The sequence below is a fragment of the Novipirellula artificiosorum genome (genome assembly GCF_007860135.1).
In the GTDB taxonomy this organism is placed as follows: domain Bacteria; phylum Planctomycetota; class Planctomycetia; order Pirellulales; family Pirellulaceae; genus Novipirellula_A; species Novipirellula_A artificiosorum.
The window spans coordinates 246,490-258,473 of record NZ_SJPV01000011.1 but is presented as its reverse complement, the minus strand read 5'-3'; the positions used below and the strand labels follow the sequence as shown (position 1 = coordinate 258,473).

General features: G+C 56.2%; 9 protein-coding genes. 7 read left to right on the top strand and 2 right to left on the bottom strand.

Translation table 11 applies throughout. The features are described 5' to 3' along the window. Positions 1 to 6 precede the first annotated feature (6 nt). From trkA to Poly41_RS25405, 4 genes are all read left to right on the top strand, one after another. Positions 7 to 1,356 (top strand): Trk system potassium transporter TrkA, encoded by a 1,350-nt coding sequence (gene trkA / locus Poly41_RS25420; protein WP_146530175.1) that lies wholly within the window; start codon positions 7 to 9, stop codon positions 1,354 to 1,356. Then, on the top strand, positions 1,343 to 5,293 hold the full coding sequence (locus tag Poly41_RS25415; protein ID WP_146530174.1) for a hydantoinase B/oxoprolinase family protein: 3,951 nt from the start codon (positions 1,343 to 1,345) through the stop codon (positions 5,291 to 5,293). The genes trkA and Poly41_RS25415 overlap by 14 nt, the downstream gene beginning before the upstream one ends. Beyond that, positions 5,277 to 5,726: a YkgJ family cysteine cluster protein gene (locus Poly41_RS25410; protein ID WP_146530173.1), complete on the top strand. Its 450-nt coding sequence runs from the start codon at positions 5,277 to 5,279 to the stop codon at positions 5,724 to 5,726. Before Poly41_RS25415 ends, Poly41_RS25410 begins: the two co-directional genes overlap by 17 nt. 105 nt (positions 5,727 to 5,831) lie before the next feature. Next, positions 5,832 to 6,818: a 2-hydroxyacid dehydrogenase gene (locus tag Poly41_RS25405; protein ID WP_146530172.1), complete on the top strand. Its 987-nt coding sequence runs from the start codon at positions 5,832 to 5,834 to the stop codon at positions 6,816 to 6,818. Positions 6,819 to 6,880: 62 nt separating this feature from the next. Here the strand turns inward: Poly41_RS25405 and Poly41_RS25400 are convergent, their stop codons facing one another. Continuing rightward, positions 6,881 to 8,716: an ATP-binding cassette domain-containing protein gene (locus Poly41_RS25400; protein ID WP_146530224.1), complete on the bottom strand. Its 1,836-nt coding sequence runs from the start codon at positions 8,714 to 8,716 to the stop codon at positions 6,881 to 6,883. A gap of 171 nt (positions 8,717 to 8,887) precedes the next feature. Between Poly41_RS25400 and Poly41_RS25395 the strand changes: the two genes are divergently transcribed. Genes Poly41_RS25395 through Poly41_RS25385 form a run of 3 tightly spaced genes read left to right on the top strand, consistent with a single transcriptional unit; the run spans position 8,888 to position 11,341 of the window. Then, the gene (locus Poly41_RS25395) at positions 8,888 to 9,250 is read left to right on the top strand and encodes an STAS domain-containing protein (protein ID WP_146530171.1); all 363 of its coding nucleotides are present in this window, start codon (positions 8,888 to 8,890) and stop codon (positions 9,248 to 9,250) included. Positions 9,251 to 9,293: 43 nt separating this feature from the next. Next, positions 9,294 to 10,211, top strand: a complete 918-nt coding sequence (locus Poly41_RS25390; RefSeq protein WP_146530170.1) for a response regulator — start codon at positions 9,294 to 9,296, stop codon at positions 10,209 to 10,211. Continuing rightward, positions 10,208 to 11,341: a PP2C family protein-serine/threonine phosphatase gene (locus tag Poly41_RS25385; protein WP_146530169.1), complete on the top strand. Its 1,134-nt coding sequence runs from the start codon at positions 10,208 to 10,210 to the stop codon at positions 11,339 to 11,341. The genes Poly41_RS25390 and Poly41_RS25385 overlap by 4 nt, the downstream gene beginning before the upstream one ends. A 9-nt stretch (positions 11,342 to 11,350) precedes the next feature. On the opposite strand, the gene rpiB is transcribed toward Poly41_RS25385, so the two are convergent. Then, a complete protein-coding gene (rpiB, locus tag Poly41_RS25380; RefSeq protein ID WP_146530168.1) occupies positions 11,351 to 11,824 on the bottom strand; it encodes a ribose 5-phosphate isomerase B in 474 nt (157 codons plus the stop codon). Between the last annotated feature and the right edge of the window lie 160 nt (positions 11,825 to 11,984).

Below are 11,984 nucleotides of genomic sequence, written 5' to 3'. Positions count from 1 at the left end.
GGAACGATGCGCATTCTCACCCTTGGCGCCGGCACCGTCGGCCGCTGGATCGCCGACATCCTTTGTCGTCGCGGGCACAGTGTCACCGTGGTCGACATTGATCCTCACAACGTCCGGCGAATCAACAGTGAATTGGATGTCCGTGCCATCGAAGGTAGCGGTTCCCAGAGCACCGTGCTGTTCCAGGCGGACGTGTGCGGTGCCGATATTTGTCTCGCCGTCACCGGTGATGACGAAGTCAATATCGTCGCCGCCAGTATGGCCAAGGCACTCGGAGCACGCCGCAGCATCGCACGAGTCTATGCACCGGCGTTTCGCGACCTGAGCACGTTCGATTATCAAAAGCACTTCAATATCGATAGCATCCTTAGCTTGGAACAACTGACTGCATTCGAGTTGACACGAGCGATTCGGAACCCCGATGCGATTCCGCTCGAACATTTTGCGCGCGGTCAACTTGAAGTCTACGAAATGGAAGTTGCCAAGAAAGCGAGCGCGGCTGGGCAACGGCTTCGTGATTTAAAATTAGCGGGAGGCGTTCGCATCGGGTCGCTAGCGCGCGAAGGCCGGATGTGGATTGCCAGCGGCGAAGACGAGTTGCACGCGGGCGACCGGGTCAGTTTGGTGGGCATACCCGATGCGGTCAGTAAGGCGAGAGTGCTGTTCGGCGCCGGCGACCAACGCCCCTCGAAAAAGCGAGTGATGATCGCTGGCGGAGGCGAGACCGGCTATCACCTGGCTGGTTCACTGAGCCCCCACGACTACCGAATCGTGATGCTTGAACAAGACATGGATCGCTGTGAACAGTTGTCAAAATTCCTACCGGAGGTCACGGTGATTCACGCCAACGCGAACCGCCGTAGCATCCTGGAAGACGAGGGAGCCGGAACCGTCGACTACTTTGTCGCCTGCACCGGGAACGACGAAAGCAACATCATGGCAGGCGTGGAGGCACGCGAACTTGGGGCGTCACGAGTGATGTGCGTTGTCGGGCGACCTGATTATGCGAATGTGGTTGGCAAATTGGGCATTGACCTTGCCGTCAGCGAGCGAGATGTGCTGGCCCGACAAATCCTTGGTTTCTTGAACGAAGGAGCGGTGATCAGCCAAAGCCGATTGCCCAACGGTGAAATCACGGTGTATGAGTTGGAAGTGGTCCAAGGGACTCGAGTGACCACCGCAACGCTAGCGGAATTGCCGCTGGCGGGTCGCTGTTTGATCGCCGCGATTCAGCGAGACGGTTTTGTACGTGTCCCGCGAGCAGATGACCAATTGAAACCGGGTGACATCGTCGTTGCGTTGGTTGACCAAGCATCCGCCGAAGATTGCTTGTCGTTGTTCAATGTCGCGCAATAATTCCATCTCCCCCAGTCGTCTGTCGGACGCCTCGGGAGTGAAGACCGGCCCCCTTTCCCTACAAGACTCCAGCTGCGATCCGCGAATCCAAGTGTGGGCGGATGTCGGTGGCACCTTTACCGATTGTTTTGTCGTCATCGCGCAGCGACGACGCAGCGCAAAGGTGCTTAGCAGTGGCGTCATTCGGTTCGCAGTCGTCGCTCGCAGTCGAGACGGCTCGATCAAGATTCATCCAGACACCACCTTCCCGAATCTGCCCGACGACTTCTGGAACACCAGCCGCGTGAGCCGATTGGAGAAGGACGGCCAGACCACATTCCTTGGCATCGTCACCCAATTCGATGCAGCGGAGTCGACGCTGCGACTCAGCCCAAGGGAGTTTTCCATCGCGGCTGGCGACGTCATCGAATTGGCCCCACAAATCGAAGCACCGGTGCTGGCAACACGTTTGCTGTTGGGCACTGCATTGACCACCCCCTTACCGCCGGTGGACGTTCGACTTGGCACCACTCGCGGGACGAACGCGCTTCTGACACGTCGTGGTGCCAACACCGCGTTACTGGTCACGGCCGGTTTCGCAGACGTTTTGCGAATCGGCGAACAAGATCGTCCCGATCTGTTCGAACTTGCCATCTGTAAACCGCCACCGCTAACGGAACGAACCGTCGAAGTGGTCGAGCGCTTGGATGGTCACGGCAACGTCCTTGTCGATCTCGACCTGGAAAAATTACGAACCGACCTAGAAGGCTTAAGAGCCGCTCGTATTGAATCGTTGGCTATCTGTTTGATGCATGCTCACGTATCGGATGTTCATGAACAAGCGGTCGAACGATTGGCTCGCGAATTGGGATTCGATCAGATCAGCCGATCGAGCGAAGTGGCGCCGCTGATCAAGTTGGTTTCACGGGCGGAAACAACGACGCTCGATGCGTACTTGAACCCGATCCTTTCCGATTATGTCGCACGGGTGTTGCAACAATTCGGTGGCCTACAAACGTGCCGTTTGCAGTTGATGACTAGTGCTGGAAATCTTGTCACGGCGGAAGATTTCCGTGGTCGCGACAGCATTTTGTCAGGTCCTGCCGGAGGCGTCGTCGCCTTAGCTCATGTCGCCAAGGCGGCCGCAGTGGATGCCGCGATCGGACTTGACATGGGAGGAACCAGCACGGACGTCAGCCGGTTCGATGGACGCGTTGGCCGCCGCTTTGAGTCCCGCGTGGCGGGGCTTCGAGTGATGACATCCATGATGGATATCCAAACCGTTGCTGCGGGCGGAGGGTCCATCTGTGAAGTCCTCGATGGCCGCATGGCCGTGGGCCCTGACAGCGCCGGTGCGGCCCCGGGCCCAGCCTGCTATGGCCGCGGCGGACCGCTGACCGTTACCGACATCAACGTGCTGCTCGGTCGATTACCGGTCGATCGCTTCCCGTTCCCCTTGGACCGAGATGCCGCCCTCCGCCGGTTGGAACAGGTCGCTGCCAAATTGCCTGGCATCCAGGACCTCGACACGTTGGCCGAAGGCTTCCTACAGATCGCCATCACCCACATGGCAGAAGCGGTCCGAACCGTCAGCACCGCCGAAGGAAACGATGTACGAAAGATGTCGTTGGTCGGATTCGGTGGAGCCGCTGCACAACATCTATGCCGAATCGCAGATTCGTTGGGTATGACCACGATTATCGACCACCCCGACTGCAGCACACTCAGTGCACTCGGAATGGGATTGGCCGATGTCGGACGCGTCGTGACTCGAGGCATCTACGAACCGATCGGCCATCAGACGCGTCACTTGTTGACACGCATTTCTGCGGAACTTCGCCAGGACGCGTTGCAACAGCTCAAGTCAGAATGGGGCAATGCGGAATCCGCTTGTTTCCGCTACGAGTGTGACATCCGCTACGTCGGTACCGAATCACCCCTCGCGATTCCAATGGAGCCGAGCGAATCGCTTGTCGATCGTTTTCATCGAATGCACTTGAAAACGTTCGGCTATGATCGTCCCCACCGAGCAGTCGAATTGGTGGCACTTCGATGTGAAGCGACGCTTGGATCCTCGTTGAACTCGATCGTCGCAACCGACGCGGTTCACGAAAGCAACAAGCTCCATCCCACAACTCATCACGGAACCATCGAGCGAAGGGACTTGCAGGCAGGCGACCAGATTGAAGCCCCGGCGATGATCATCAGCAACGATTCCACCCTTGTCGTCGAGCCGAATTGGGTAGGGCAAGTGTTGCCCGGCGGAATCATACGACTCATCCACGATCCAGCCGATGTTGCCGATGTAGAGGCCGTGATGCCCCACGCCAGCGATGATCCGGTCTTGCTCGAAGTCATCACACGACGACTGCAAGGCATTGCCGATGCGATGGGCGAGGTGTTGCGGCGAACGTCGGTTAGTGTCAATGTGAAGGAACGACGCGATTACAGTTGTGCGGTGTTCCGTGGCGACGGATCACTGATCGCCAACGCACCGCATGTGCCCGTCCACCTCGGCGCCATGGGACATACGGTTCGTCACGTGATGAAAAGGTATCCGAACATGTCGGCGGGCGATTGTTACCTCAGCAACGACCCGTTTTCAGGCGGATCCCATTTACCGGATGTAACGGCCGTCACGCCCGTCTTTTGCGACGAGCACGTCAAGAGGGGCCATCCCGATTTCTTTGTCGCATCACGTGCCCACCACGCGGAAATCGGTGGACGCACTCCTGGGTCGATGCCCCCGGATGCCCGATCGTTGGCCGAAGAGGGGGTCCTCCTTCGCGACTTCGCCTTCGTTCGCGATGGCACCCGCTACGAGAACGAACTTCGCAAACGACTCCAAGACGGACCCTACCCGAGCCGGAATGTGGAGGAAAATCTCGCTGACATTGCGGCCCAACAAGCCGCAGGACTCGAAGGCGTGAGTGGTCTGGTGGAAATGTCACGAGTCCATTCGGTCGTAGAAATCGATCGATACATGCAGCGACTTCTCGATGTGGCCGCAGAGACCGCTGCGACATGGATCGCGTCGCTACCGAATGAACCGATGCGATTTTGTGACGAGCTTGACGACGGAACGACGATCAAGGTTTGTCTGACACGCGACAACCAACGATTGACGATCGATTTCACCGGCACCGACACGGTACACCCTTTCGGATTCAATGCGACGCCATCGATTGTCAACGCAGCCGTGCTGTATGTCGTGCGATCGGTTTCCGGGTCCAACTTGCCACTCTGCGAGGGAGTCCTGCGCGACATCGATCTGGTGATCCCCCCAGGGTTGCTGAACCCACCCGGCGACGAGGATCCGACCAAGTGTGCAGCGGTGGTCGCGGGGAATGTTGAAACGAGCCAGAGAGTGGTGGACGTCTTGCTCGGCGCGTTACACGTTGCCGCAGCGTCTCAGGGGACGATGAACAATGTGTTGATCGGCGACGCCACCTTCGGTTATTACGAGACCATCGGTGGCGGCAGCGGCGCGACCCCGTTTGCCGATGGCGTCGACGCGGTACATACTCATATGACCAACACACGAATTACCGATCCTGAGGTCATCGAGCAACGTTTGCCGCTGCGGCTGCATCGGTTCGCGATTCGGCTCGGTAGCGGCGGCGAAGGACGGTTCCGAGGTGGTGACGGCATGATCCGTGAAATGGAGTTTTTGCGACCGCTGACGCTTTCCTTGATCACCGGCCGTCGAACCCGAGATCCTTATGGAATCGACGGAGGCAGCAGCGGAAAGCGAGGCCGAAACACTTTGGTTCATCAAGGTCGCTCGATCGAGTTGCCCTGGGCCACAACGATCCACGTTGAGGAAGGCGATCGGCTAATCCTCGAAACACCAGGGGGCGGAGGGTGGGGAAGCGAGACTCGCCGTCCTGTTCCGCCTCATGAAAACTTATCCATACAAGCGCCCTCTAACCAAACTAGCAATGGCAAAGAAAGATAAAGCGAAAAAGAAATCGGAAAACAAAAAGCCTTGGTACTCCGATGGACTTCGATTCGAGTGCACGCAGTGTGGTGATTGCTGCAGTGGCGCCCCAGGATTCGTTTGGGTTTCGGAAACCGAGATTCAGGCAATGGCAACCAAGATGGACATGGACGTCGACGATTTCGAACATCAGTTCGTTCGTATCGTAGGACGCGAAAAGAGCCTCAAGGAATACCCGGATGGCGACTGCATTCTGCTCGATCCCGAAAGTCGAGGCTGCGGCGTCTACGAAGCTCGGCCGATTCAATGTCGCACATGGCCTTTCTGGGACAGCACGTTAAAAAAACGGAGCGACTGGAAAGATACCTGCAAGGTTTGCCCTGGATCCGGAAGCGGCAGGCTGTACACCTTTGAAGAGATTGAAACGCAACGGAAACAAAAAGAGGTTTGATTCTGCCCGAGTGACCCTCGTCTGCGATCCTTGCAGACGGGAATGGTTAGCCAAGTCAACCTCGAAGCACTGTGACTTTTCTGCTCGCTCCCAAAGGAACGCACCATGAAGATTGCCGTATTTAGCACCAAAGCCTATGACCGAAAGTTCTTGGAAAAAGCCTGTCAGAAGTATCCCCACGAATTGACATTCCTCGAGACTCGGTTGACGCCGGCGACGGTTGGCTTGGCGCAAAACTGTGACGGAGTCTGTGTTTTTGTCAACGATCAACTCGATGCGGAAGTGCTCAGCTCGATGCACCAACAGGGCATTCGTTTCGTTGCTTTACGCTGCGCCGGATTCAACAACGTCGCGTTACAAACGGCAAAGCAACTAGGTATCGTGGTGGTTCGCGTCCCCGCCTACTCGCCGCATGCCGTTGCAGAGCATACCGCGGGCTTGGTGCTAACGTTGAACCGCAAATTGCACCGAGCTTATGCTCGCGTACGTGACGGAAACTTTTCACTCGATGGCCTACTTGGATTTGACCTGGTTGATCGAACCGTAGGGATTGTTGGCACCGGACAGATCGGAACGGTGTTTGCCAAAATCATGTCCGGCTTTGGTTGCCGACTGCTCGGCTACGATAAATTTCCGAGCGAAACATGCCGGGGTTTGGGCATGCAGTACGTTGAGCTAAACGAGCTGTTTTCGGAATCCGACATCATCTCGCTGCACTGCCCACTCACACCGGAAACGCACCACTTGATCAACCAGCAAACGATTGCATCGATGAAGGAGGGCGTGATGATTATCAACACCAGCCGCGGGGCGGTGATCGACACACAAGCGGTCATCGCAGGCCTAAAGACCGGCAAGATTGGGCACCTTGGATTGGATGTCTACGAAGAAGAAGCCGATGTATTTTTCGAGGACTTGTCAAACAAGGTGATACCGGACGATGCATTGTCCCGATTGCTGACGTTCCCCAACGTGATCATCACGGGACACCAAGCGTTTTTCACGGAAGAAGCCATGATGTGCATCGCGGAAACGACGCTGCGAAACATCACGGAAATCGCCGAATCCAGCTCGTGCAAGAATCAGCTTTAGCGTGCACGACCATCGTCGCACGTTCCTTTGACGCATGGTCTGTGAAACGCGTCTGCAAAGGGTTAGGAATCGAGTTCTTCCCAACGAGCAAAGGCCGTGGCCAACTGCTGTTCAAGCTCCGCCAACTTAGCGGTCGCAGCGGCAATCTGGGAACCTGATTTTTGATAAAAACCGGGATCCCCCATCAACTCATGCATTTGCTCGATCTCCGCCTCCCATTGTTCGATCTTGCCCGGCAATTCCGCCAGCTCCCGCTGATCCTTGTAGGACAGTTTTTTCGCCGTTGCTTTACTAGGCGGCGTCGCGGAGGGCGCGGTCGTCTTGCCCTTCTCGATCCGCTTGTCGAGGGGCTTTTTGTCTGCGGACGTCTTGTCGGGCCCGATCGCACCGGAGAGCTGTTGCTCACGCCGCTTGACCGCTGCTTGCCATTCATCGTAGCCACCGACGTATTCGTTGACACCATCGTCTTCAAACACAATCGTGCTGCTGACCACGTTATTCAGAAACGTTCGGTCGTGGCTGACCATCAGCACCGTCCCCGAAAACTCAACCAATTCGTCTTCCAGCATCTCGAGCGTTTCTGCATCAAGGTCATTCGTCGGCTCGTCAAGCACGATCACGTTAGCCGGTTGCGTCATCAACTTTGCCAGAAGCACGCGATTGCGTTCACCCCCGGACAAAAACTTGACCTGAGTGCGAACGCGTTCGGGTGTAAACAAGAAATCTTGCAGGTAGCCGATGATGTGTTTCGTCTTGTCGCCGATTTGGATTCGGTCGCTGCCGTCGCCCACGTTTTCCTCGACCGTTTTCTCGGGGTCGAGCGTGTCACGCAATTGATCAAAATAGGCAATTGCCAAATTCGTCCCCAAACGAACGGCACCTTCGGTCGGCTTCAACGAACCGAGCAATAGCTTTAGCAAGGTCGACTTTCCAGCCCCATTGCGACCGATGATCCCGACTTTTTCGCCTCGCATGATCGTCGTCGAAAAGTCATCTACGATCGGCTTGTCGTCGTAAGCAAACGTGACATTCTTGAGTTCCGCGACCAAGGCCCCACTGCGCTGAGCATCCTGCAAGTTCAGCTTCGCCTTCCCGTCACTGGTTCGCCGCTCGCTTCGAACCAATCGCATCGCCTTGAGCGCACGCACACGACCTTCGTTTCGAGTTCGACGAGCTTTGATGCCCTGCCGAATCCAAACTTCCTCTTCGGCCAGCCTCTTATCAAACAGGGCGTTTTGCTTTTCCTCCGCTGCCAATGCCTGTTCTTTTCGATTCAAGAAAGTTTGATAGTCGCAGGACCAATCAAACAGCCGCCCACGGTCAATCTCCCAGATTCGTGTGGCCAGATTTTGCAGGAACGACCGGTCGTGGGTCACGAAAATCAGCGTCTTCTCCCATCGCCGGAGAAAGTCCTCGAGCCATAGAATCGCACCGATGTCGAGATGGTTGGTCGGTTCATCAAGTAGCAGCACATCCGGTTCCCGAGAGATCGCCTTCGCCAGCAGCACGCGACGCTTTAACCCGCTCGAGAGTGTCTCAAAGCTGGCATCCCCGTCAAGCTGCATTCGAGACAGCGTCGAGTCGACGGCATGGTCAAGCCGCCAGGCTTCGTCATGGTCGTGCGGGTCATAGTCGTCCCCCAGCACGATCGATTTGATCGAGCCGGCCCAGTCGCGGGGCACGCTTTGCGAGAGTCGGTCAATCCGGAGACCTGCTCGCATGGTAACGGTGCCGTGGTCCGGCACGACGTCCCCCGTCAAAATGCGCATCAGCGTGGTTTTCCCGGCCCCGTTGCGACCCAACAGTCCGATACGCTGACCCGAATCGATCTTCGCTGAGACCGAATCGAGCAAGGCGGGACCGCGAAAGCCGATCGTCAATTCATCAATGGAAATCAAGTTCATGCCGAAAGTTGAATCGCTGGTGAGCAAATCGTCCAGACGGGATGCCCTTGACCCACATCAGCGACGGGGTTTGCCTTACAATACGGAGGGGGATGCGTAGGAAACGCTAACCGGGTGCGAGGGATCCGTGTCGCTTGATCATGTTTTTTGGAGAGGATGCGAACGATGAAAACTTACACACACCTTCGAATCAGTGCAGTCGAAGGAGTCCCGATCGTGACGCTTACGGCAACCAAATACATCGACCGGCTGTTGATTCAAGAGACTCAAGACGAGTTGCTCGATTACATCCGCTCCGCAGCGCCAAAACGGTTGGTCATTAGCTTTGAGGAAGTACAATCGATCTCGTCCGAATTCATCACCACGATGTTACGATGCAGTGAATATGTACGAAGCGAAGAGGGCGAACTAAGATTGAGCTGCATGAGCCCTGTCGTTCGAATGGCATTTAAGGTGACGAACCTCGACGGGACGTTGCTGGGGATCGCCGAGACCAACATCAAAGCAATCGATTCGTTTCCTTCGTGAAACCTCATCCATCGCAAAATCCAACTGCTACGAAGCTCCTTTTATGTCAGATGTCGTCCGAGTCTTGGTTGTTGATGACAGTGCCACCCAACGTTGCCTTCTTCAGTCGATTCTCAAACCCGCCGGGTACCAAATCGACACGGCATCGGATGGGGTTGAGGCGTTAGCCTACGTCAAGGAGCATCCACCTCAGCTGGTCGTCACGGACTTGAAAATGCCACACATGGATGGGCTGCAATTAGTTCGTGAAATTTCCCAATTGCAACTAAATGTCCCCGTGATCCTGACGACGGCGGCGGGCAGCGAAATGGTTGCTGCGGAAGCACTTCATGCAGGTGCCGCGAGCTATGTTCCCAAAGCAGGGCTGGGAAGGCTCTTGCTGACGACCGTCCGGCGAATTTTGGAACTGCACAAAGCAACGCAGCAAAACCAGTCTCTGGCAGACTGCTTGAGCAGCATGACCATCGAATGGAAACTGACGAACGATCAGTCCCTCGTTCCCAATCTGATTGGTCGTGTGGAGTCCATTCTGGAGGAAGTCGCAAACTACGATCAGGGGCAACAGATGCAAATCGCCATGGCGTTGGACGAAGCGATCGTCAACGCCATCGTGCATGGGAATCTGGAGGTGAGCTCGGATTTACGTCGGATCGACGATGGCCAACCTTACCTTGACAAGATCAAGGAACGCATCGCAATGAAGCCCTATTGCGATCGGCGAGTCGTCTTTCGTTTGCAAGTCAGTCGGAATCAGGCAACCTTTACGATCCGCGATCAGGGGCCCGGATTTTGTCTCGAGGACGTGGCCGATGCGACCGACCCAGCCAATCTGGAAAAAGAAGGTGGCCGTGGGTTGCTTCTGATCAATACCTTCATGGACGAAGTTCAGCATCACGGGGGTGGCACTGAAATCGTGATGACCAAGTACTGTCCTGAAATCCCCGTCGAGATCGAAGCATGATCGCTGATTCCATACCGCTGATTCTGATGATCGAGGCAAACGTTGACGATATTCGAGCGGTACAATGTTGGCTACGTCACAGCCACAGGAAGTACGAATTGAGCGTGGTGCGATGCGTCGAGGATGCGTACCGTGTCATCGCCGATCGTCGTCCCGACTTGATTCTACTCGATCTAACGCTCTACGAATCGGATGGACTCACGACACTCGACCGGGTCCGTCATCATGCGGGGGAAATCCCGATCGTCGTCTTCACCAGCTATGCCGACCATGGAATGGCGATTCGAGCGGTGCGAAGTGGAGCAGAGGACTATATTCTCAAAAACGAAGTGACCAGCCCCGAGCACCTCACGCGTCCGATCGACTTAGCGATTGAGCGTCATTGCCGAAAATCGCTGGAGCACTCGCTGGTTGCCTATGAACATCAACTGGACTTGGCGCATCGCATGCAACAGATGGCGTTACCGAACCCCAACCATCGCTTCGCGAACGTGCAGTGGGGCGGCCGATGTGAACCGGCCGATCAAGCTGGAGGCGATTTTTACGACCTGATGGACCTACCCTGCGGTGGGCTCGCATTTGTGATCGCGGACGTCAGCGGGCATGGGCTCGATCCAGCCATGTTGATGATGGAAACTCGCGCGATTGTCAGGGCCATGTCCATCGTCTGTGATGACCCCGGAGTCATCCTAACGCATGCCAACCAATTGCTTTGCCGCGACATCCAAATGCGTTATTTCGTCACCCTCTACTTGGGAATCCTCTCCTCCGACCGACGCACCCTTCGCTATGCCAGTGCAGGCCATCCGGGATACCTGCTGCGTGGACCCAACCCCCCCTTGCCGCTCACGTCGACCGACCCCCCTTTAGGCATTCAATTTGACAAGGTTTTTTCGACAGCCTCGACCGTAACGATCTCTCGCTCGCAAACCCTGCTGTTGTTCACCGACGGTATCCTCAATTCGATTCTCGACGACGTCGTGCCCGAAACCTTTGAATCGACCGTGGAGCGTGCCAACGGCGTTGCGGACGAGCCGATTGGCTTCATCCTCGATCGATTGTTTGCGAACGTTGATCGCCACTCCCCAAGACGCGACGATTGCACTGCACTGCTGATCCGGACAAACTAACAGCGTTGCCTATTTCCCGATCCCGTTTCGCTCGATCTCAAGCACTTTATCGAGTCGCCGGGCGTGACGCTCTTGGGGCACGTACTTGGCATTTAGAAAGGCTTCGACGATTTCGAAGGCTAATTCGGGACCAATGATCCGGCCTCCGATACAGAGCACATTCATATCGTCGTGCTCGACGCCTTGCCGGGCCGAGTAGGTATCGTGACAGATTGCGGCGCGGATGCCTTTGATCTTATTCGCTGCGACACTGACACCCACGCCGCTGCCGCAGACAATGATCCCTTTGACCGCCTGCCCACGGAGGAGTTGCTTCGCCACGGCAACCGCAAAATCGGGGTAGTCACAACTCGCTTCGCTGTGGGTACCACAATCGATCATCGCAGGCGTCGCATCCCGAAATCGCTCAACAAGCATCGTCTTGATCGGGAATCCAGCGTGGTCGCCACCGATAGCGACGGGGGGGAAGGGTGGTTTGGACATGAGGGTCTATCGAGGAATCGAGGGAGCGAAAGCGAGACGCCATTGATACCGACCGAAGCCCAAACGGGCTACGGGGGGACTTTGCGGAGTTGGTACTTTCTTCGTTTTTCACAGTTGCGAGGCGGATCCCCGGCAAAAAACCCGCTTTTCCTTGAGGTTT